The organism is Escherichia sp. MOD1-EC6162, from assembly GCF_002965125.1.
GTDB classification, from domain to species: domain Bacteria; phylum Pseudomonadota; class Gammaproteobacteria; order Enterobacterales; family Enterobacteriaceae; genus Escherichia; species Escherichia marmotae.
Genome location: NZ_PTSB01000027.1, coordinates 12,393 through 33,559, shown reverse-complemented (window position 1 = coordinate 33,559; position 21,167 = coordinate 12,393). Strand labels below are relative to the sequence as shown.

The 21,167-nt window shown below is 50.0% G+C and carries 21 protein-coding genes; 17 read left to right on the top strand and 4 right to left on the bottom strand.

Annotated elements, in window-relative coordinates; genetic code table 11:
* Nucleotides 1–23: 23 nt before the first annotated feature.
* Nucleotides 24–947 carry a LysR substrate-binding domain-containing protein gene (locus A9587_RS18975; RefSeq protein WP_105263692.1) on the bottom strand — a complete coding sequence of 308 codons (924 nt, stop codon included), beginning with the start codon at nt 945–947 and terminating at the stop codon, nt 24–26.
* 216 nt (nt 948–1,163) lie between these two features.
* Between A9587_RS18975 and hglS the strand changes: the two genes are divergently transcribed.
* The 4 genes from hglS (at nt 1,164) to rimL (ending at nt 5,332) form a co-directional block, all read left to right on the top strand.
* Nucleotides 1,164–2,507, top strand: coding sequence for a 2-oxoadipate dioxygenase/decarboxylase HglS (hglS, locus tag A9587_RS18970; protein ID WP_001516428.1), 1,344 nt, complete (start codon nt 1,164–1,166; stop codon nt 2,505–2,507).
* A gap of 225 nt (nt 2,508–2,732) precedes the next feature.
* Nucleotides 2,733–4,388: a glucan biosynthesis protein OpgD gene (opgD, locus tag A9587_RS18960; protein ID WP_061090526.1), complete on the top strand. Its 1,656-nt coding sequence runs from the start codon at nt 2,733–2,735 to the stop codon at nt 4,386–4,388.
* Nucleotides 4,389–4,519: 131 nt separating this feature from the next.
* Nucleotides 4,520–4,744 carry a YdcH family protein gene (locus A9587_RS18950; protein ID WP_001516426.1) on the top strand — a complete coding sequence of 75 codons (225 nt, stop codon included), beginning with the start codon at nt 4,520–4,522 and terminating at the stop codon, nt 4,742–4,744.
* Between the two features lie 48 nt (nt 4,745–4,792).
* A complete protein-coding gene (rimL, locus tag A9587_RS18945; protein ID WP_001516425.1) occupies nt 4,793–5,332 on the top strand; it encodes a 50S ribosomal protein L7/L12-serine acetyltransferase in 540 nt (179 codons plus the stop codon).
* On the opposite strand, the gene ydcK is transcribed toward rimL, so the two are convergent.
* A complete protein-coding gene (gene ydcK, locus A9587_RS18940; protein ID WP_105224566.1) occupies nt 5,324–6,304 on the bottom strand; it encodes a YdcK family protein in 981 nt (326 codons plus the stop codon). The two genes, rimL and ydcK, sit on opposite strands and share 9 nt — an antisense overlap.
* A 123-nt stretch (nt 6,305–6,427) precedes the next feature.
* Here ydcK and tehA point away from each other — a divergent pair, with 123 nt between their 5' ends.
* The 3 genes from tehA to A9587_RS18925 all read left to right on the top strand — a co-directional run bounded on the left by tehA (nt 6,428) and on the right by A9587_RS18925 (nt 8,981).
* Nucleotides 6,428–7,420, top strand: coding sequence for a dicarboxylate transporter/tellurite-resistance protein TehA (gene tehA, locus A9587_RS18935; protein WP_024191883.1), 993 nt, complete (start codon nt 6,428–6,430; stop codon nt 7,418–7,420).
* Complete coding sequence (gene tehB / locus A9587_RS18930; RefSeq protein WP_105263691.1) at nt 7,417–8,010, top strand: tellurite resistance methyltransferase TehB; 594 nt, start codon at nt 7,417–7,419, stop codon at nt 8,008–8,010. The genes tehA and tehB overlap by 4 nt, the downstream gene beginning before the upstream one ends.
* Nucleotides 8,011–8,312: 302 nt before the next feature.
* On the top strand, nt 8,313–8,981 hold the full coding sequence (locus A9587_RS18925; RefSeq protein ID WP_001261035.1) for a DUF3313 domain-containing protein: 669 nt from the start codon (nt 8,313–8,315) through the stop codon (nt 8,979–8,981).
* A gap of 34 nt (nt 8,982–9,015) precedes the next feature.
* Here the strand turns inward: A9587_RS18925 and A9587_RS18920 are convergent, their stop codons facing one another.
* Nucleotides 9,016–10,227, bottom strand: coding sequence for a benzoate/H(+) symporter BenE family transporter (locus A9587_RS18920; protein ID WP_105263700.1), 1,212 nt, complete (start codon nt 10,225–10,227; stop codon nt 9,016–9,018).
* Nucleotides 10,228–10,279: 52 nt separating this feature from the next.
* On the opposite strand from A9587_RS18920, the gene A9587_RS18915 reads away from it, so the two are divergent.
* Nucleotides 10,280–10,816 (top strand): helix-turn-helix domain-containing protein, encoded by a 537-nt coding sequence (locus A9587_RS18915; protein ID WP_000429073.1) that lies wholly within the window; start codon nt 10,280–10,282, stop codon nt 10,814–10,816.
* A gap of 72 nt (nt 10,817–10,888) precedes the next feature.
* On the top strand, nt 10,889–12,850 hold the full coding sequence (gene rlhA, locus A9587_RS18910; protein ID WP_024193578.1) for a 23S rRNA 5-hydroxycytidine C2501 synthase: 1,962 nt from the start codon (nt 10,889–10,891) through the stop codon (nt 12,848–12,850).
* 93 nt (nt 12,851–12,943) lie between these two features.
* Here rlhA and A9587_RS18905 read toward each other — a convergent pair whose 3' ends face one another.
* Nucleotides 12,944–13,174 carry a DUF2554 family protein gene (locus tag A9587_RS18905; RefSeq protein ID WP_000494240.1) on the bottom strand — a complete coding sequence of 77 codons (231 nt, stop codon included), beginning with the start codon at nt 13,172–13,174 and terminating at the stop codon, nt 12,944–12,946.
* Between the two features lie 221 nt (nt 13,175–13,395).
* Between A9587_RS18905 and hicA the strand changes: the two genes are divergently transcribed.
* The 8 genes from hicA (at nt 13,396) to patD (ending at nt 21,109) form a co-directional block, all read left to right on the top strand.
* Nucleotides 13,396–13,572 (top strand): type II toxin-antitoxin system mRNA interferase toxin HicA, encoded by a 177-nt coding sequence (gene hicA / locus A9587_RS18900; protein ID WP_000813795.1) that lies wholly within the window; start codon nt 13,396–13,398, stop codon nt 13,570–13,572.
* Nucleotides 13,573–13,617: 45 nt separating this feature from the next.
* Nucleotides 13,618–14,034, top strand: coding sequence for a type II toxin-antitoxin system antitoxin HicB (gene hicB, locus A9587_RS18895; protein ID WP_077627724.1), 417 nt, complete (start codon nt 13,618–13,620; stop codon nt 14,032–14,034).
* Nucleotides 14,035–14,112: 78 nt separating this feature from the next.
* Nucleotides 14,113–15,522 carry an aminotransferase-like domain-containing protein gene (locus tag A9587_RS18890; protein ID WP_061091001.1) on the top strand — a complete coding sequence of 470 codons (1,410 nt, stop codon included), beginning with the start codon at nt 14,113–14,115 and terminating at the stop codon, nt 15,520–15,522.
* A 238-nt stretch (nt 15,523–15,760) separates the two neighbouring features.
* On the top strand, nt 15,761–16,906 hold the full coding sequence (gene ydcS / locus A9587_RS18885; protein WP_000047463.1) for a putative ABC transporter substrate-binding protein YdcS: 1,146 nt from the start codon (nt 15,761–15,763) through the stop codon (nt 16,904–16,906).
* 17 nt (nt 16,907–16,923) lie between these two features.
* Entirely contained in the window at nt 16,924–17,937 is a 1,014-nt protein-coding gene (locus tag A9587_RS18880; protein WP_001516418.1) for an ABC transporter ATP-binding protein, read from the top strand.
* The gene (locus A9587_RS18875) at nt 17,938–18,879 is read left to right on the top strand and encodes an ABC transporter permease (RefSeq protein WP_001516417.1); all 942 of its coding nucleotides are present in this window, start codon (nt 17,938–17,940) and stop codon (nt 18,877–18,879) included. It begins immediately after the preceding gene.
* Entirely contained in the window at nt 18,869–19,663 is a 795-nt protein-coding gene (locus tag A9587_RS18870; RefSeq protein WP_000555487.1) for an ABC transporter permease, read from the top strand. The genes A9587_RS18875 and A9587_RS18870 overlap by 11 nt, the downstream gene beginning before the upstream one ends.
* 21 nt (nt 19,664–19,684) lie before the next feature.
* A complete protein-coding gene (gene patD / locus A9587_RS18865) occupies nt 19,685–21,109 on the top strand; it encodes an aminobutyraldehyde dehydrogenase (RefSeq protein ID WP_001163919.1) in 1,425 nt (474 codons plus the stop codon).
* The last annotated feature ends 58 nt before the right edge of the window (nt 21,110–21,167 follow it).

The window sequence follows — 21,167 nt, the reverse complement described above, 5'->3', positions numbered from 1 at the left end:
GGATCTCAAGATCCCTTTACCTTTCAGAACGGCATTGATTTCCGAATGGCGTTAATCATTAGCTGACAGCCGGAAGAGAGCGTCGCATCTACGCGTGTTAGTATTCCAATAGGTTCGCCAGCACCCTGTCCCGAAACAGGCAGCGCCACCAGCGTGGCATGACGCAGATCGTCTTTTACTGCGCCAGAAGGGACAAACCATACATAGTCATATTCAACCGTAAGCTGATGTGAAAGAGAGGCTGAAAGCGTTTCGATACAACCCGAAGGAATTTTACAACCCTGGCTCTGTACTAGCGCATCTGAATGTTGGCGTGGTGCAGTGCCTTCCGGTGATACGACAACAGGCCATTCCAGTACCCGACTTAGCGTCACGTTTTCCTGCAGGAGTGGGTGATTAGGCCGGACAACCAGTTTCAGTGATTCGAGAAACAGCAATTCATAATTAAGCCCGGTCATCAGTTCAGGATCTGACATCCGGCCAATACCGATATCGATTTCTCCTGTTTTTAATCCGGCCAGAATCATGGTGTTACTCATGGTGGCGACTTGCAGAGTGGTCTCTTTTTGTTGTTGATGAAACTGACCGATAACGGAAGGCAAGATCCCCAGCGCAGCAGTAGGTAATGCACCAACTCTTACAACATCATTGTTAAGTCCTTCTTTACGATTAAGCGCCTGACCAGCGGTGTTGATGGCGTCAAGCACTCTGACTGCATGGGTTAAAAATTGCTCGCCGGGTAAGGTAAGTTGTGCGCCCTGACGTCCACGGTCAAATAAGCGAGCGCCCGTCAATTGCTCCAGTTCATTCAGTGTCTTAGAGAGCGCAGGTTGGCTCAGATTAAGGGTTTCAGCCGCGCGCCCCAAAGTTCCTTGTTGTGCGACAGCTACGAATGTATGAAGGTGGCGCAAACGGATGCGCTGACTAAACAGACTATTTTTTTCCATAAGCGATGTTAAAAACGAAGCGGTGCCGCTGACAAGTGAAGTTGTTTAATTATGATAACCTGATTGCAAAATATTATTAACATTTAAAGCAATTTTGTTACCTTGGAATGTCCAGCTTTGCTGATTTCGCGGGGAGATCACAGTTTGTAAATTCTTCACACCAGAGTGAATGCAGTTACCTACACTCCAGATTATCGACCACTGGAGGCAGATATTATGGCGAACAGCATCACGGCGGATGAGATTCGGGAACAGTTTTCGCAGGCAATGTCTGCCATGTATCAGCAAGAAGTTCCACAGTACGGTACGTTGCTGGAACTGGTAGCTGATGTAAATCTGGCTGTGCTGGAAAACAATCCCCAACTGCATGAAAAAATGGTTAATGCGGATGAGCTGGCGCGACTTAACGTTGAACGTCATGGCGCGATACGTGTGGGAACTGCGCAGGAGCTTGCTACATTACGGCGGATATTCGCCATTATGGGGATGTATCCGGTGAGCTATTACGATCTCTCGCAGGCGGGCGTGCCGGTACATTCCACGGCATTTCGTCCTATCGATGATGCCTCGCTGGCGCGTAATCCTTTCCGGGTTTTTACCTCATTACTTCGCCTTGAGCTTATCGAAAACGAAACCTTGCGCCAGAGGGCGGCGGAGATTTTGCATCAGCGCGATATCTTTACCCCGCGTTGTCGACAACTGTTAGATGAATATGATCAGGAAGGTGGCTTTAGCGAAGCACAGGCACGGGAGTTTGTGCAGGAAGCTCTGGAGACGTTTCGCTGGCATCAATCGGCAACGGTGGATGAAGAAACCTATCGCGCATTGCATAACGAACATCGACTAATTGCTGATGTGGTCTGTTTTCACGGCTGCCATATTAACCACCTGACGCCACGTACCCTGGATATCGACAGAGTTCAGTCGATGATGCCCGAATGCGGTATCGAACCCAAAATTCTGATCGAAGGACCGCCGCGCCGCGAGGTGCCGATTTTACTGCGCCAGACCAGCTTTAAGGCGCTGGAAGAGTCGGTCATGTTTGCAGGGCAAAAGCAGGGGACGCATACCGCGCGCTTTGGCGAGATAGAGCAACGCGGTGTGGCGTTAACGCCGAAAGGACGGCAACTGTATGATGTACTTCTGCGTAATGCCGGAACAGGACAGGATAATCTCACTCACCAACTTCATCTGCAGGAAACCTTTAGTGCCTTTCCGGACAGTGAATTTCTGATGCGACAGCATGGATTGGCATGGTTTCGTTATCGCCTGACGCCGTCGGGTGAGGCACATCGTCGGGCGATTCATCCCGGTGATGATCCTCAACCTTTGATCGAACGTGGTTGGGTCGTAGCGCAACCTATTACTTATGAGGATTTTCTGCCGGTTAGTGCTGCGGGGATCTTCCAGTCGAATCTGGGCAATGAAACGCAAATGCGCAGTCGCGGCAATGCCAGCCGGGAAGCTTTTGAACAGGCGCTGGGGTGTCCGGTGTTTGATGAGTTTCAGCTCTATCAGGAAGCGGAAGAACGCAGTAAACGTCGCTGTGGTTTGCTTTAAAATTCGGTGCATCCGACTTTGCAAAAATTTGCCTGATTTTACAAACGAATCAGGCTCTTCCCATCGACAGAAAAAAAATGCCAATTTGTGCAGATTCTCTGTGTCTAACAATTGGATTATTAATAAATATTGTCTAGAGTGAGCGGTTATAAACAAGCATTTTCTTGCCGCTGAATACGACCAGCGCGGGACCATTCACTACACCAGAAGGACTCACTTTCAGGTATGGATCGTAGACGATTTATTAAAGGTTCAATGGCTATGGCCGCCGTGTGCGGGACTAGCGGCATTGCTTCTCTTTTTTCTCAGGCTGCGTTCGCAGCAGAATCGGACATTGCCGACGGGCAAACTCAGCGTTTTGACTTCTCTATTTTACAGTCAATGGCGCATGATTTAGCGCAAAAAACGTGGCGAGGCGCGCCGCGTCCGTTACCCGATACGCTGGCGACAATGACGCCTCAGGCCTATAACAGCATTCAATACGACGCCGAAAAATCGTTATGGCATAACGTTGAAAATCGCCAGCTTGACGCTCAGTTCTTCCATATGGGAATGGGATTCCGTCGCCGCGTGCGCATGTTCTCTGTCGATCCGGCAACTCATCTGGCGCGCGAAATTCACTTCCGCCCGGAGTTATTCAAATACAACGATGCGGGTGTCGATACCAAACAACTGGAAGGGCAAAGCGATCTCGGCTTTGCGGGGTTCCGAGTGTTTAAAGCGCCAGAACTGGCGCGCCGCGACGTAGTTTCTTTCCTCGGTGCCAGTTATTTCCGTGCTGTTGATGACACTTATCAATATGGTTTGTCGGCGCGTGGTCTTGCGATCGACACTTATACCGACAGCAAAGAAGAGTTCCCCGACTTTACCGCTTTCTGGTTCGATACGGTAAAACCGGGTGCAACCACCTTTACCGTTTATGCGTTGCTCGATAGTGCCAGCATTACCGGTGCCTATAAGTTCACCATCCATTGTGAGAAGAGCCAGGTGATTATGGATGTTGAGAATCACCTGTATGCGCGCAAAGACATTAAACAACTGGGCATTGCGCCGATGACCAGCATGTTCAGTTGTGGTACTAACGAACGTCGGATGTGTGACACCATCCATCCGCAAATCCATGACTCCGACCGTCTTTCCATGTGGCGGGGCAATGGTGAGTGGATCTGCCGTCCGCTGAATAACCCGCAAAAATTGCAGTTCAATGCCTATACCGACAACAACCCCAAAGGGTTTGGTTTATTGCAACTGGATCGCGACTTCTCCCATTATCAGGACATCATGGGCTGGTACAACAAACGCCCAAGTCTGTGGGTGGAGCCACGTAACCAGTGGGGGAAAGGCACTATCGGTTTGATGGAGATCCCGACAACTGGGGAAACGCTGGATAACATTGTCTGTTTCTGGCAACCGGAGAAAGCAATTAAAGCGGGCGACGAACTGGCGTTCCAGTATCGTCTGTACTGGAGTGCGCAACCTCCTGTTCATTGTCCATTAGCGCGAGTTATGGCGACGCGTACCGGCATGGGTGGTTTTCCGGAAGGCTGGGCACCAGGTGAACACTATCCGGAAAAATGGGCGCGTCGTTTCGCCGTCGATTTTGTCGGTGGTGATCTGAAAGCAGCAGCGCCGAAAGGGATTGAACCGGTCATCACGCTTTCCAGTGGTGAAGCGAAGCAAATCGAAATTCTCTACATTGAACCAATAGATGGTTACCGTATTCAGTTTGACTGGTATCCGACCTCGGACTCTACCGAACCGGTTGATATGCGGATGTATCTACGTTGTCAGGGCGATGCCATCAGTGAAACATGGCTGTATCAATATTTCCCACCAGCACCGGATAAACGTCAGTATGTTGACGATCGCGTGATGAATTAATCGTCTTTTCTTCGGCACCTTCTTCCGGAGGGTGCCGTCTGGTTAAACATCGCATTTTTCCTTACGTTAAATGAGTAATCTGATGGTGTGTATTTCAGATACACCTTGTCAGCCACTAACAGGGAGTGCGTATGTTTCCAGAATACCGAGATTTAATATCCCGTCTGAAAAACGAAAATCCTCGCTTTATGTCCTTGTTCGATAAACACAATAAACTTGATCATGAAATTGCCAGAAAGGAAGGTTCTGACGGTCGAGGGTACAATGCGGAAGTGGTTCGCATGAAAAAACAAAAGTTACAGTTAAAGGATGAGATGCTTAAAATCCTGCAGCAGGAAAGCGTCAAAGAGATGTAAACTTTCTAAGCCGCCAGCAGGGCGGCTTTTTAAACTGATGTAAGGATTATGACCGAGACGATTAAAGTGAGTGAATCACTTGAATTACGTGCCGTTGAAGAAAGACACGTCACACCGCTGTATCAATTAACCTGTAAAAACAAAACCTGGTTACAACAATCGTTAAACTGGCCGCAGTTTGTGCACAGCGAAGAGGACACGCGAAAAACGGTGCAGGGCAATATGATGTTGCATCAACGCGGCTATGCCAAAATGTTCATGATTTTCAAAGAAGATGAACTCGTCGGCGTTATCTCATTTAATCGTATAGAACCGCTGAATAAAACGGCGGAAATCGGCTACTGGCTGGACGAGTCCCATCAGGGACAGGGGATTATTTCTCAGGCGCTGCAGGCGTTTATTCATCATTATGCCCGGATTGGTGAGCTACGACGCTTCGTGATCAAATGTCGGGTGGACAATCCGCAAAGCAACAAGGTAGCCGTGCGTAATGGTTTTACACTGGAAGGTTGTCTGAAACAGGCTGAATTCCTTAACGATGCTTACGATGATGTGAATATATACGCGCGCATTATCGATTCACAATAATCCCGCCAGAGGCGTTCGTGTAATACGTTCCTCGCCGTTAATAACTTTTGGACCACGTACATGAATAGCGTCGCCATCAAAGGCTTCGACGACGGCGTGGTCGGTTATCTCCACATGGTTTTCAATCATTACCGCGCCTGTAATGCAACTGTCACCTTGTATGATAACGTGCTCGTCGAGCAGAATCGGACCACCACGCACAATGGCGTTACCACCAACCAGAACATGATGCTTTAACACACAATTACCTTCTACCGTGGCATGTTCCGCTACCTGGGAACTGTAGTGAAGGGTGGGAATGGCATCTTCTCCTGTCCCGGCAATCACACGTGCATGACCGTAGACTTTCGCACAGTCGCACAGCCAGACGTTGTTTTCTTCATTGCCTTCAATACGGGCAAAATCAAAAACTTCGGCGCGATGCTCAATAAATGCATACCGGACGACGGCATCGCCATAAATTTGCGCCTGATGGACAACTCGCGAGGTGCTAACCCTGGCGCGATCATAAATTTGCAGCAGAAGATGGTGGTCGGGCGTTAGCCCTTGCGTGGCGACGATCATTGAATGTTGATCGATACAGGCATGACCAAAAATTCTACACTGACCACATATTAATGAGTCTTTAATCGTGACGTTGTCACTTATATGTGCACCCTGGCTGATTTCACTATTATCGATCCAGGTGTTATCCGTTGCGTAGACCTCTCCCCGCAGCACGCAACTACCGGTGATACGCGTATTACCGGAAACAACCGTTCCGCCGAAAGCAATGGTATTCTGGTCGTAAATCCAGCAATTTCCCTCCTGTGCCAGCGCCGTTTCGCTATCGATCCAGCCGCCAGCGGTTCCCGTTATCACATCGTTAAAATCGGCTACGGCAATAATCTGCCGTAATAACACACTCTTTTTATCGCCATCTTCCTGATAACTAAAGGCTCGCTGTTCTTCACTGAGACGATATTTGCGCATAGCGTTTTCCCGCAGGTGACTTACTATAACCGTAGCAAATTCTGCGACTCTGGCTATGTTTGAGAAATTTCCATAAAATGCATTTAAAATATACTTTATAAATTAAACAAAATGAGTAAGAAGATACAGAGCGATAAAGTGCTCAATTTACCGGCTGGCTACTTTGGCATTGTGTTGGGAACGATAGGGATGGGGTTTGCCTGGCGCTATGCCAGCCAGGTTTGGCAGGTCAGTCACTGGTTAGGTGATGGTCTGGTGATCCTGGCGATGATCATTTGGGGATTACTGACCACGGCATTTATCACCCGGCTGGTGCGCTTTCCGCACAGTGTGCTGGCAGAAGTGCGCCATCCGGTGATGAGCAGTTTTGTTAGTTTGTTTCCGGCAACGACGATGCTGGTAGCAATTGGTTTCGTGCCGTGGTATCGCCCGTTGGCAGTGTGTCTGTTCAGCGTTGGCGTAGTGATTCAACTGGTTTACGCCGCCTGGCAAACTGCCGGATTATGGCGCGGTTCTCACCCTGAAGAAGCGACGACACCGGGGCTTTATTTGCCGACTGTTGCCAATAACTTTATCAGCGCAATGGCCTGTGGTGCGTTAGGTTACACTGATGCCGGTCTGGTTTTTTTAGGCGCTGGCGTCTTCTCCTGGTTGAGTCTTGAACCGGTGATCCTTCAACGGCTGCGTAGTTCGGGTGAGTTACCCACGGCGCTGCGGACATCGCTCGGTATTCAGCTTGCCCCTGCGCTGGTCGCTTGTAGCGCCTGGTTAAGCGTTAACGGTGGCGAGGGTGACACACTGGCGAAAATGCTTTTCGGTTATGGGCTGCTGCAACTACTGTTCATGTTGCGCCTGATGCCGTGGTATCTCTCGCAACCGTTTAATGCCTCATTCTGGAGTTTCTCGTTCGGCGTATCCGCGTTGGCAACCACCGGTTTGCATCTGGGTAGCGGCAGCGATAATGGTTTTTTCCATACGCTGGCGGTGCCGCTATTTATCTTTACCAATTTTATTATCGCATTACTGCTCATCCGTACTTTCGCGCTTCTGATGCAGGGGAAATTATTAATCAGAACTGAGCGCGCCGTTTTAATGAAATCCGAGGACAAAGAATGATCATTCGTGATGAAAACTACTTTACTGATAAATATGAATTAACCCGCACACATTCCGAAGTTCTGGAAGCCGTGAAAGTGGTTAAACCGGGTAAAACGCTGGATCTGGGCTGTGGCAATGGTCGTAATAGCCTTTACCTTGCAGCTAATGGTTTTGATGTTGACGCATGGGATAAAAATGCTATGAGCATTGCCAACGTTGAGCGCATTAAAACCATTGAAAATCTGGAAAATTTACGTACTCAGGTTGTCGATCTGAATAGCCTCACGTTTGATGGACAGTACGATTTTATTCTTTCTACTGTGGTGCTGATGTTCCTGGAGGCGAAAACCATCCCAGGGCTGATTGCGAATATGCAGCGCTGCACAAAACCCGGCGGTTACAACCTGATTGTGGCGGCAATGGATACCGCTGATTTCCCATGTACTGTCGGCTTCCCATTTGCCTTCAAAGAGGGGGAGTTGCGTCGATATTACGAAGGCTGGGAGATGCTGAAATACAATGAAGACGTTGGTGAACTACACCGAACCGACGCCAACGGTAATCGTATTAAACTACGTTTTGCTACTATGTTGTCGCGCAAAAAATAATCAGAAAAGGACAATGCGTATGGAAATGCTTCGCGTAGAGATGATTAACGGCTGTTCTTTTCGGTAGGCATGTTTTTTATCAATATGGTGTGAAATAAATCACAAGAAGCGAAGTTTTTTATTAGCTTAACATCCTGAAGATTAACAACTGATGATTGACTCAGCCCCCTTTTCGTCATTGACTATATTGTCAGAAAAGGGGCTGGAAAATTTATTTTCAACAACACTTTTTTTGCCACAACACGAAGCGGCGCTTTTTGCTATAACTTAAAAAGTAATATAATTATCTCAGGAAATTATTCATGCGTACCACATCGATTGCGAAAGTTGCGGCTTTATGCGGTTTGTTGGCTCTGTCTGGTTGTGCCTCTAAAATCACCCAGCCGGATAAATATTCTGGTTTTTTAAACAATTACTCCAACCTTCAAGAAACAACGTCAGCAACGGGCAAACCGGTATTGCGCTGGGTTGATCCAAATTTTGATCAAAGCAAATATGACAGCATTGTCTGGAATCCGATCACCTATTACCCAGTGCCAAAAGCCTCTACCCAGGTAGGGCAGAAAGTTCTGGATAAAATTTTGAGCTATACCAACACCGAAATGAAAGAAGCGATTGCGCAGCGTAAACCACTGGTGACTACCGCTGGCCCACGTAGTCTGATTTTCCGTGGTGCTATTACCGGTGTTGATACCAGCAAAGAAGGGTTACAGTTCTATGAAGTTGTTCCTGTCGCATTAGTTGTTGCGGGGACGCAAATGGCGACGGGCCACCGTACCATGGATACCCGCTTGTACTTTGAAGGTGAGCTGATTGACGCGGCTACCAACAAACCGGTGATTAAAGTGGTTCGCCAGGGCGAAGGTAAAGACCTGAATAACGAAAGTACACCAATGGCTTTCGAAAACATTAAGCAAGTTATTGATGACATGGCGACTGATGCCACCATGTTTGACGTTAACAAAAAGTAATACCAGTCGCGCCATCGTAAGATGGCGCTTCTTATTATCGGTTTCTACCAGCCATTAAATTCAACATCACGTAACAGACGCCACCGGCAATTAATCCCCAAAACGCTGAACCAATCCCAACCAATGTCAGTCCGCTCGCTGTTACCAGAAATGCTACCACAGCAGCGTCGCGCTCACGTTCATTATGCAACGCCTGATACAAACTGCCGCCAATGGTACTTAACAGCGCCAGACCCGCCAGCATCTGGATCCAACTTACGGGCAGGGTAGCCATCATGCCCGTAATGGCACTGCCAAATAAACCCGCCAGTAAATAAAAGACGCCAGCCGCGGCGGCGGCCAGCCAACGGTGATCTTTGTCCGGGTGCGCTTCCGGGCTTTGGCAAATAGCAGCAGTAATTGCCGCAATCCCTACGGAATAAACGCCAAACGGAGAAAATAGAAGTGCCAGTAGTCCAGTAAAGACAATCAGCGGCGAAACGGGAACCGAATATCCAGCCGCTTTCATCGCTGCAATCCCCGGCGCGTTTTGCGACGCCATCGTCACCAGAAAAAGTGGTAGCGCAACACTTAAACTGTGAGAAAACGAAAATTCTGGATCGATATAAGCAGGAAGAACGGGTTTAAAAACAACATTTTTTGTGACAATGTCACCTTGCAGTATTACCACAAAAATTCCGACAACCATAGCCGCGATTACGGCATAACGTGGCGCAAAAGCCTTCGTCGCCAGCCAGACCAGCAACATACTTCCGCACAACGTAAACTGACCATCCAGGCTGGCAAACGCCTGTAAACCAAAGCGTAATAAAATCCCGGCCAGCATCGCTGCTGCAAGAGAATGCGGAATAATGCGCATCAGGCGGGCAAATAATCCCGTCACACCACAGAGGACAATCAACGCGTTCGTGACCATAAAAACGCCGATGGCTTCGTTAAGCGTGAGTCCCTGCAATCCTGTTACTAACAAAGCCGCGCCAGGCGTTGACCATGCGGTCAGAACCGGCACGCGATACCACAATGTCAGGGCAAGAGTACTGAACCCCATTGCCAGTCCCAGTGCCGTCATCCAACCGGAGATTTGCGCAGTGGTGGCACCCGCGACAATCGCTGCCTGCCATATTATTGCCGCCGAACTGGCGTAGCCGATCAATACCGCCAGAAATCCCGCCAGTAATGTAGGTGGAGGAACAGAAAACAGACGCATAATCACCTCGTGCGTTATAGCGGACAGGCACCGTAGCATTTGTCCGTTATAACGCACAAGTGATAAACTCCTGTTTTGCAGGAGGAGTCGCATGGAAAATCTCGCTCACTATTTATCCGCCACGCTTAAATATCTTCGTCAGCAACGAGGCTGGAGTCTTTCTCGACTGGCAGAAGTTACGGGCGTTTCTAAAGCGATGTTAGGGCAGATTGAACGTAATGAATCCAGCCCGACGGTCGCGACATTATGGAAAATCGCCACCGGAATGAACGTGCCGTTTTCGACGTTTATTTCGCCGCCGCAGAACGCTATACCATCAGTTTATGATCCACAACAGCAGGCGATGGTGATCACCTCGTTGTTTCCTTATGATCCACAACTCTGCTTTGAACACTTTTCGATCCTGATGGCTCCTGGCGCAATAAGTGAATCGACGCCACACGAAAAGGGGGTGATTGAACATGTCGTCGTCATCGAAGGGCAGCTTGAACTGTGCGTTGATGGCGCGTGGCATAGTCTTAATCGTGGAGAAGGCATCCGTTTTGCCGCCGATGTCGCTCATGCCTATTGCAACCGTGACGAGCAAAGCGTGCATTTTCATTCCCTCATTCATTACCCACGTAGTTAAACAGGAAAACTATTTCGCAACGTCACGCTTGTGGCTAAAATAGCCGCCATTTTTCAGCTACTGGATAAGAAAGTGACCGTATCTTCTCATCGCCTTGAACTGTTAAGCCCGGCACGCGATGCCGCCATTGCCCGCGAAGCTATTTTGCACGGTGCCGATGCTGTTTACATCGGTGGCCCTGGTTTTGGTGCCCGTCATAACGCCAGTAATAGCCTGAAAGATATTGCCGAACTGGTGCCATTTGCTCATCGTTATGGCGCAAAAATTTTCGTCACCCTTAATACCATTTTGCATGACGAAGAACTGGAACCGGCGCAGCGGTTGATTACCGATCTTTATCAGACCGGCGTTGATGCACTGATTGTGCAGGATATGGGGATTCTGGAACTTGATATTCCACCGATTGAACTGCACGCCAGCACGCAGTGTGATATTCGCACGGTGGAAAAAGCGAAGTTCCTCTCTGACGTTGGCTTTACGCAGATCGTGTTGGCGCGTGAGCTTAACCTGGAACAGATCCGCGCGATTCATCAGGCCACAGACGCGACCATTGAGTTCTTTATTCATGGTGCACTGTGCGTGGCATATTCCGGTCAGTGCTACATTTCTCATGCACAAACGGGGCGTAGCGCCAACCGTGGCGATTGCTCACAGGCGTGCCGTTTACCATACACGTTGAAAGACGATCAGGGGCGGGTGGTTTCCTATGAAAAACATCTGCTGTCGATGAAAGATAATGATCAGACTGCCAATCTTGGCGCTCTGATTGATGCAGGTGTGCGCTCCTTCAAGATTGAAGGGCGTTACAAAGATATGAGCTACGTGAAGAATATCACCGCGCATTATCGCCAGAGGTTGGATGCCATTATTGAAGAACGTGGCGATCTGGCACGTGCTTCATCTGGTCGTACCGAGCACTTTTTTGTACCTTCGACGGAAAAAACCTTCCATCGTGGCAGTACAGACTACTTTGTTAACGCGCGTAAAGGCGACATTGGCGCGTTCGATTCCCCGAAATTTATTGGCCTGCCAGTGGGTGAAGTATTGAACGTTGCTAAAGATCATCTCGATGTTGAGGTCACCGAACCGCTGGCTAACGGCGATGGTCTGAACGTAATGATTAAACGTGAAGTCGTCGGCTTTCGTGCCAACACGGTAGAGAAAACGGGGAAAAACCAGTACCGCGTCTGGCCAAATGAGATGCCAGCAGAGCTGCATAAAATTCGTCCACATCATCCGCTTAACCGTAACCTTGACCATAACTGGCAACAGGCGCTGACCAAAACCTCCAGTGAGCGCCGGGTCGCTGTAGATATTGAACTTGGCGGCTGGCAGGAACAACTCATTCTGACGTTAACCAGCGAAGAGGGCGTCAGCATCACTCATACCCTGGATGGGCAATTCGACGAAGCGAATAACGCCGAAAAAGCACTCACCAATCTGAAAGAGGGATTGTCGAAGCTGGGGCAGACTATCTATTACGCTCGTGATGTACAAATTAACTTGCCGGGGGCGCTGTTTGTGCCAAACAGCCTGTTAAATCAGTTCCGTCGTGAAGCCGCCGAAATGCTGGATGCCGCGCGTCTTGCCAGTTACCAGCGCGGCAGTCGTAAACCGGTTGCTGATCCTGCGCCGGTTTATCCGCAAACGCATCTGAGTTTCCTCGCGAATGTTTACAACCAGAAAGCGCGTGAATTTTATCATCGCTATGGTGTGCAACTGATTGATGCGGCGTATGAGGCACATGAAGAGAAGGGCGAGGTTCCGGTGATGATCACCAAGCATTGTCTGCGCTTTGCTTTCAATCTGTGTCCGAAGCAGGCGAAAGGCAATATCAAAAGCTGGAAGGCAACACCAATGCAACTGGTTAACGGCGATGAAGTGTTAACGCTGAAGTTTGATTGCCGTCCATGTGAGATGCACGTCATCGGCAAAATCAAAAATCACATTCTGAAAATGCCGTTACCGGGAAGCGTTGTTGCATCCGTAAGCCCGGATGATCTGCTGAAAACATTGCCGAAGCGGAAAGGATAAACCGCAAGTTTTCAGGGTTATTCACAGCTCATTGAATCTGCATGATATTGTTGGCCGGATAAGGCGTTCACGCCGCATCCGGCAACAAACGACTCAACTCTGACCCGCTTCTGGTTTACGTGATTTTTGCCAGTAAAAATGCTCGCGTAAGCCTTCTGCCGATTCTTCCGCAACGGCGCGCAATTCATCGCTGTCCGCTTCATGGCGCAGTTGATGATCCACATTTTTCACCCATAAAAACTCATGTCCTTTGTGTCCTGCCATTAGTTGCCCGGAGAACAGCGCGCAGGTTAATAAGACTACCGATAACGCCTTCGTAAACATCCCGCCACCTTTTTCTTACCTTTTGCCGCTATGATGCCGACAGTTTCTTGAGGTTATTATTCTGTTTTGCAAATTAGCGCAAAGAAATTCTGGAATCTGCCTTCCTGATTTTGCATTGCATTCTGCCGTTGCGGCGATTAAGTGCTATTTTCGAGCAAATTACACACGGAGGTAAACAATAATGTTTACTTTGTTGATATACTCAGCGGCAGGGAGGCGATGTGAAACAAAGCGAGTTCAGACGTTGGCTCGAATCTCAGGGCGTCGATGTAGCGAATGGCAGCAACCATTTAAAACTCAGGTTTCACGGGAGGCGCAGTGTCATGCCGCGTCACCCCAGCGAAGAGATTAAAGAACCATTGCGTAAAGCAATTCTGAAACAACTCGGTTTGAGTTAATCGCCAATTAAAAAGGTTAATGACATGCGAGAGACAGTCGAAATTATGCGTTATCCCGTCACTCTTACACCCGCGCCGGAAGGCGGTTATATGGTTTCTTTTGTGGATATCCCCGAAGCGTTGACGCAGGGAGAAACGGTCGCTGAAGCGATGGAAGCAGCAAAAGATGCCTTACTGACCGCATTTGATTTTTATTTTGAAGATAACGAACTCATCCCGTTACCTTCGCCATTGAATAACAACGATCACTTTATTGAAGTACCTTTAAGTGTTGCTTCTAAGGTATTGCTGCTAAATGCTTTTTTACAGTCAGAAATCACTCAGCAAGAGTTAGCCAGACGAATTGGCAAACCTAAACAGGAGATTACTCGCCTATTTAATTTGCACCATGCGACAAAAATCGACGCCGTCCAGCTCGCGGCTAAGGCGCTTGGCAAAGAGTTATCGCTGGTGATGGTTTAATTACAGTTAACACAAAGTTGTCATTTTTAACAACTGATATAGACTGCCGGATCACCTGCACACTATAACGATTCAAAAATGAAAAAATACCAGCAACTGGCGGAACAATTACGCGAGCAAATTGCGTCAGGCATCTGGCAGCCTGGCGATCGTCTGCCTTCGTTACGTGAACAGGTGGCGCTTTCTGGCGTGAGCTTTATGACCGTCAGCCATGCCTACCAGTTGCTCGAAAGTCAGGGACATATTATTGCGCGGCCGCAGTCGGGTTATTACGTTGCGCCACAGACAATAAAAATGCAGAAAGCGCCAGTCATTCCGGTCACACGTGATGAAGCTGTCGATATTAATACCTATATTTTTGACATGTTGCAGGCCAGTCGCGATCCGTCGGTAGTGCCGTTTGCCTCAGCCTTTCCCGATCCGCGGCTTTTCCCACTGCAACAATTGAACCGCTCGCTGGCGCAAGTAAGCAAAACCGCCACGGCAATGAGCGTGATCGAAAACCTACCGCCAGGGAATGCCGAGCTTCGCCAGGCTATTGCTCGCCGCTATGCCTTACAGGGTATCACCATTTCGCCTGATGAAATCGTCATTACCGCCGGTGCATTAGAGGCATTAAATCTCGGTTTGCAAGCAGTCACAGAACCGGGCGATTGGGTGATAGTAGAGAATCCTTGTTTCTACGGCGCGTTGCAGGCGCTGGAACGATTACGGCTGAAAGCGTTATCGGTGGCGACGGATGTTAACGAAGGGATTGACCTTCAGGCGCTGGAACTGGCGTTACAGGAGTATCCGGTGAAAGCGTGTTGGTTAATGACTAACAGCCAGAATCCGCTCGGTTTTACCTTAACGCCGCAGAAAAAAGCGCGGTTGGTAGAGTTGCTCAACCAGTACAACGTGATGCTGATTGAAGATGATGTCTACAGCGAGTTGTACTTTGGGCGGGAAAAACCGCTGCCTGCAAAAGCCTGGGATCAATATGATCGTGTGCTGCATTGCTCATCATTCTCTAAATGCCTGGTGCCAGGTTTTCGTATCGGCTGGGTCGCCGCAGGAAAACATGCGCGTAAAATCCAACGCTTGCAATTGATGAGTACGCTTTCCACCAGCTCACCGATGCAACTTGCGCTGGTGGATTACCTTTCGACACGCCGCTACGATGCCCATCTGCGTCGTCTACGTCGACAGCTTGCGGAACGCAAACAACGCGCCTGGCAGGCGCTGCTGCGTTATCTGCCTGTGGAAGTCAAAATACACCATAACGACAGTGGTTATTTTCTCTGGCTGGAACTTCCCGAACCGTTAGATGCGGGAGAATTAAGTGTTCAGGCACTGGCACATCACATCAGTATTGCGCCTGGTAAAATGTTTTCTACTGGCGAAAACTGGTCACGTTTTTTTCGTTTTAATACTGCATGGCAGTGGGGAGAACGCGAAGAACAAGCGGTAAAACAATTAGGCAAACTTATTCAAGAGCAGTTGAAATAGATTCCAATTTAATTTCCCTCCGGTTGAGCAATAGGAAATTCGAATAGCTCCAGTATTCCTTAACCCCTTGTCTATACTCCAGAAGATAGCCTCTAAAATTGCGTAATGCGCGTTAGCTCACAACCTGACTAAATATTTTCAGGGGCGAGGGTACGCCTGCAATGCGCCGTCTATGGTTAAACAGGGAGATATTTTTACGGCACGGCTGCTGACAATAATGACAACAGGAGTAAGACCTATGAGCAAGACATTTGCCCGCAGCAGCCTGTGTGCGCTAACCATGACTTTAATGACCGCCCACGCCGCCGAACCCCTCACTAATTTAGATAAACCGGAAGGACGACTGGATATTATCGCCTGGCCGGGATACATCGAACGTGGACAAACCGATAAACAATACGACTGGGTTACGCAATTCGAAAAAGAAACAGGTTGCGCGGTAAATGTGAAAACCGCCGCCACTTCCGATGAAATGGTCAGCCTGATGACCAAAGGCGGTTACGATCTGGTCACGGCGTCCGGTGATGCTTCACTGCGTTTGATTATGGGTAAACGTGTGCAGCCGATTAATACCGCACTGATCCCCAACTGGAAAACACTCGACCCACGCGTAGTAAAGGGCGACTGGTTTAACGTTGGCGGCAAAGTTTATGGCACGCCGTATCAGTGGGGGCCGAACCTGCTGATGTACAACACCAAAACCTTTCCGACGCCACCGGATAGCTGGCAGGTTGTCTTTGTGGAACAGGAACTGCCGGACGGTAAGAGCAATAAAGGCCGCGTACAGGCTTATGACGGCCCTATCTATATTGCCGATGCCGCGCTGTTCGTCAAAGCGACTCAGCCGCAGTTGGGCATCAGCGATCCGTACCAACTGACCGAAGATCAATATCAGGCGGTGCTGAAAGTACTTCGCGATCAACATGGTTTGATCCATCGCTACTGGCATGACACCTCTGTACAAATGAGCGATTTCAAAAATGAAGGCGTGGTAGCTTCCAGCGCATGGCCATATCAGGCCAACGCATTGAAAGGCGAAGGACAACCGATCGCCACCGTCTTCCCTAAAGAGGGCGTCACCGGCTGGGCTGATACCACTATGCTGCATAGCGAAGCAAAACATCCGGTTTGTGCCTACAAATGGATGAACTGGTCATTAACACCAAAAGTGCAGGGTGATGTGGCAGCCTGGTTTGGCTCACTGCCTGTGGTGCCGGAAGGCTGTAAAGCCAGTCCGTTGCTGGGCGATAAAGGCTGTGAAACTAATGGATTTAACTATTTCGACAAAATCGCCTTCTGGAAAACGCCCATCGCAGAAGGGGGAAAATTTGTCCCATATAGCCGCTGGACGCAGGATTACATTGCCATTATGGGCGGCCGCTAACTTCGCTGGGGTGTTTTATGACGTACGCAGTGGAGTTTGACAACGTTTCTCGGTTGTACGGTGACGTGCGCGCGGTAGATGGCGTCAGTATTGCGATAAAAGATGGTGAGTTCTTTTCAATGCTGGGGCCGTCCGGCTCCGGAAAAACCACCTGTCTGCGGCTAATCGCTGGATTCGAACAGCTTTCTGGCGGGGCAATTACTATTTTTGGTAAACCCGCCAGCAATCTGCCACCGTGGGAGCGGGATGTTAATACCGTTTTCCAGGACTACGCGCTGTTTCCCCATATGTCGATTCTCGATAACGTGGCCTACGGGTTGATGGTCAAAGGCGTTGATAAAAAACAGCGTTACATCATGGCGCAAGAGGCGCTGGAAAAAGTGGCGCTTGGTTTCGTGCTGCAACGTAAGCCGTCACAGCTTTCCGGTGGTCAACGCCAGAGGGTCGCCATCGCCAGAGCGTTAGTGAACGAACCGCGCGTGTTGCTACTGGATGAGCCGCTCGGCGCACTGGATCTTAAGCTGCGCGAGCAGATGCAACTGGAGCTGAAAAAGCTGCAACAATCCCTCGGAATCACTTTTATCTTTGTCACCCACGATCAGGGCGAAGCATTATCGATGTCCGATCGCGTGGCGGTTTTCAATAATGGACGTATTGAGCAGGTTGATTCACCGCGCGATCTCTATATGCGTCCGCGTACGCCATTTGTCGCGGGATTTGTCGGGACATCCAACGTTTTTGCGCCGCTGATTGCGGAGAAACTTTGCGGCATGATGGGGAGCTTTGCATTGCGCCCGGAACATATCCGCCTCAATACACCTGGCGAAGTGCAGGCCAATGGCACGATCCAGGCGGTGCAATATCAGGGGGCGACGACTCGTTTTGAACTGAAACTTAGTGGCGGTGAAAAACTGCTGGTCAGTCTGGGCAACATGACGGGCGAAGAACTACCCGCCACGCTCACGCCTGGTCAACAGGTGATGGTTTCCTGGTCCCGCGATGTGATGGTGCCTCTGGTTGAGGAGAGGTGAATGGCGATGAACGTATTGCAGTCACCTGCGCGCCCCGGCATGGGGAAGATGTCGGGTTTTTTCTGGCGTAAACCGGGGCTTGGGTTGTTTTTACTGCTGCTTGGCCCGTTGATGTGGTTTGGCATCGTCTATTTCGGCTCGCTGCTGACACTGTTATGGCAGGGGTTTTATACCTTTGATGATTTCACTATGTCGGTAACGCCGGAACTGACGCTGGCGAATATACGCGCACTGTTTAACCCGGCTAATTACGACATCATCATCCGCACACTGACGATGGCAGTGGCGGTGACCATCGCCAGCGCTATTCTGGCCTTTCCGATGGCGTGGTACATGGCGCGCTACACCAGCGGCAAAATGAAAGCGTTTTTTTATATTGCGGTGATGTTACCGATGTGGGCGAGCTACATTGTTAAAGCCTATGCCTGGACGTTATTGCTGGCGAAAGATGGCGTAGCGCAGTGGTTTTTGCAACATCTGGGGCTGGAGCCACTGCTGACGGCGTTCCTGACACTTCCGGCTGTGGGCGGCAATACACTGTCTACTTCCGGGCTGGGGCGTTTTCTGGTGTTTCTTTATATCTGGCTGCCGTTCATGATCCTGCCTGTGCAGGCAGCGCTGGAGCGTTTACCCCCGTCACTGCTGCAGGCATCGGCAGATCTCGGCGCGCGCCCACGGCAAACTTTCCGCTATGTGGTGTTACCGCTGGCGATCCCGGGTATTGCCGCAGGTTCTATCTTTACCTTCTCGCTAACGCTGGGCGACTTTATCGTTCCGCAATTGGTGGGGCCGCCGGGGTATTTTATCGGCAACATGGTCTACTCCCAGCAAGGGGCGATTGGCAATATGCCGATGGCTGCAGCTTTCACTCTGGTGCCGATTGTTCTTATCGCACTGTATCTGGCGTTCGTGAAACGCATGGGGGCGTTCGATGCACTCTGAACGCGCACCGTTGTTCCTCAAACTGGCGGCCTGGGGCGGCGTGCTTTTTCTCCATTTTCCCATCTTGATTATCGCCGCCTATGCGTTTAACACCGAGGAAGCCGCATTTAGTTTTCCACCACAAGGCTTGACGCTGCGCTGGTTCAGCATAGCAGCACAGCGTAGCGATATTCTTGATGCTGTGACACTGTCACTTAAAGTGGCGACGCTGGCGACATTCATCGCGCTGGTGTTAGGAACACTGGCGGCCGCGGCGCTCTGGCGGCGTGACTTTTTCGGCAAAAGCGCCATTTCACTGTTACTGCTGTTACCCATTGCATTGCCTGGCATTGTCACTGGTCTCGCACTATTAACGGCCTTTAAAACGATCAATCTGGAGCCAGGCTTTTTCACTATCGTGGTTGGTCATGCGACTTTTTGCGTGGTGGTCGTCTTCAACAATGTCATCGCCCGTTTTCGCCGTACCTCGTGGAGTCTGGTGGAAGCGTCAATGGATCTTGGAGCCAATGGCTGGCAAACCTTCCGCTACGTGGTGTTGCCGAATCTCAGTTCGGCGTTACTGGCGGGGGGAATGCTGGCGTTTGCCTTGTCGTTCGATGAAATCATCGTGACGACTTTTACCGCGGGTCACGAACGGACGTTACCACTGTGGTTGCTCAATCAGCTTGGGCGACCGCGTGATGTACCGGTAACCAACGTTGTGGCACTGCTGGTTATGTTGGTAACAACCTTGCCGATCCTGGGGGCCTGGTGGCTAACCCGTGAAGGCGACAAGGGTCAATAACCACTGAAATGGGAATATGCTATGCAACATAAGTTACTGATTAACGGAGAACTGGTCAGCGGCGAAGGGGAAAAACAGCCTGTCTATAATCCGGCAACGGGAGAAGTATTACTGGAGATTGCCGAGGCAACCGCAGAGCAGGTTGATGCCGCTGTTCGCGCGGCAGATGCCGCATTTGTCGGGTGGGGGCAAACCACGCCGAAAATGCGTGCGGAATGCCTGCTGAAACTGGCGGATGTTATCGAAGAGAACGGTCAGGTTTTTGCCGAACTGGAGTCCCGTAACTGTGGCAAACCGCTGCATAGTGCTTTTAATGATGAGATTCCGGCGATTGTCGATGTCTTTCGCTTTTTCGCCGGTGCTGCGCGCTGCCTGAATGGTCTGGCGGCGGGTGAATATCTTGAAGGTCATACATCAATGATTCGCCGCGATCCATTAGGTGTTGTGGCCTCTATCGCCCCCTGGAACTACCCGTTGATGATGGCAGCGTGGAAACTGGCTCCGGCGCTGGCGGCGGGGAACTGCGTAGTGCTTAAACCATCAGAAATTACACCGCTGACTGCGTTGAAACTGGCAGAACTGGCGAAAGATATCTTCCCGCCAGGCGTGATCAACGTACTGTTTGGCAGAGGTAAAACGGTGGGTGATCCGCTGACCGGACATCCAAAAGTGCGCATGGTGTCGCTGACGGGGTCTATCGCTACCGGTGAGCACATCATCAGCCATACAGCACCATCCATAAAGCGCACCCACATGGAACTGGGCGGTAAAGCACCAGTGATTGTCTTTGATGATGCAGATATTGAAGCAGTGGTCGAAGGTGTGCGCACCTTTGGCTATTACAATGCCGGACAAGATTGCACTGCTGCCTGTCGTATCTACGCGCAAAAAGGTATTTACGACGCGCTGGTGGAAAAACTCGGTGCCGCAGTGGCAACGTTAAAATCTGGTGCACCGGATGATGGTGCCACAGAGCTGGGGCCGTTAAGCTCACTGGCACATCTCGAACGCGTCAGCAGGGCGGTGGAAGAGGCGAAGGCGACGGGACACATTAAGGTGATCACCGGCGGTGAAAAACGGCAGGGTAACGGTTATTATTATGCGCCTACACTGCTGGCCGGTGCGTTACAAGAAGATGCCATCGTTCAAAGAGAGGTATTTGGCCCGGTAGTGAGCGTGACGGCCTTCGACAACGAAGAGCAAGTGGTTAACTGGGCGAATGACAGTCAGTACGGGTTGGCCTCTTCGGTGTGGACGAAAGATGTCGGTCGGGCGCATCGTGTGAGCGCTCGTCTGCAATATGGCTGCACCTGGGTCAATACCCACTTCATGCTGGTCAGTGAAATGCCGCACGGCGGGCAGAAACTTTCAGGTTATGGCAAAGATATGTCACTTTATGGGCTGGAAGATTACACCGTAGTACGCCACGTAATGGTTAAGCATTAAGGATAGTGTTGTAAATCTGGAGAGTGTGAGAGGATCTAACCTACTGTCAGAGAGTTGA

Excerpts from the sequence above, each read along its gene's own strand:
- rimL (WP_001516425.1), top strand. The coding sequence starts at position 4,793 with ATGACCGAGACGATTAAAGTGAGTGAATCACTTGAATTACGTGCCGTT.
- hglS (WP_001516428.1), top strand. The coding sequence starts at position 1,164 with ATGGCGAACAGCATCACGGCGGATGAGATTCGGGAACAGTTTTCGCAG.
- A9587_RS18920 (WP_105263700.1), bottom strand. The coding sequence starts at position 10,227 with ATGCTACGGTGCCTGTCCGCTATAACGCACGAGGTGATTATGCGTCTG.
- A9587_RS18905 (WP_000494240.1), bottom strand. The coding sequence starts at position 13,174 with ATGTTTACGAAGGCGTTATCGGTAGTCTTATTAACCTGCGCGCTGTTC.
- A9587_RS18890 (WP_061091001.1), top strand. The coding sequence starts at position 14,113 with ATGAAAAAATACCAGCAACTGGCGGAACAATTACGCGAGCAAATTGCG.
- A9587_RS18975 (WP_105263692.1), bottom strand. The coding sequence starts at position 947 with ATGGAAAAAAATAGTCTGTTTAGTCAGCGCATCCGTTTGCGCCACCTT.
- opgD (WP_061090526.1), top strand. The coding sequence starts at position 2,733 with ATGGATCGTAGACGATTTATTAAAGGTTCAATGGCTATGGCCGCCGTG.
- hicB (WP_077627724.1), top strand. The coding sequence starts at position 13,618 with ATGCGTTATCCCGTCACTCTTACACCCGCGCCGGAAGGCGGTTATATG.
- A9587_RS18870 (WP_000555487.1), top strand. The coding sequence starts at position 18,869 with ATGCACTCTGAACGCGCACCGTTGTTCCTCAAACTGGCGGCCTGGGGC.
- A9587_RS18915 (WP_000429073.1), top strand. The coding sequence starts at position 10,280 with ATGGAAAATCTCGCTCACTATTTATCCGCCACGCTTAAATATCTTCGT.
- A9587_RS18875 (WP_001516417.1), top strand. The coding sequence starts at position 17,938 with ATGGCGATGAACGTATTGCAGTCACCTGCGCGCCCCGGCATGGGGAAG.
- ydcK (WP_105224566.1), bottom strand. The coding sequence starts at position 6,304 with ATGCGCAAATATCGTCTCAGTGAAGAACAGCGAGCCTTTAGTTATCAG.
- A9587_RS18950 (WP_001516426.1), top strand. The coding sequence starts at position 4,520 with ATGTTTCCAGAATACCGAGATTTAATATCCCGTCTGAAAAACGAAAAT.
- patD (WP_001163919.1), top strand. The coding sequence starts at position 19,685 with ATGCAACATAAGTTACTGATTAACGGAGAACTGGTCAGCGGCGAAGGG.
- A9587_RS18925 (WP_001261035.1), top strand. The coding sequence starts at position 8,313 with ATGCGTACCACATCGATTGCGAAAGTTGCGGCTTTATGCGGTTTGTTG.
- A9587_RS18880 (WP_001516418.1), top strand. The coding sequence starts at position 16,924 with ATGACGTACGCAGTGGAGTTTGACAACGTTTCTCGGTTGTACGGTGAC.
- ydcS (WP_000047463.1), top strand. The coding sequence starts at position 15,761 with ATGAGCAAGACATTTGCCCGCAGCAGCCTGTGTGCGCTAACCATGACT.
- tehB (WP_105263691.1), top strand. The coding sequence starts at position 7,417 with ATGATCATTCGTGATGAAAACTACTTTACTGATAAATATGAATTAACC.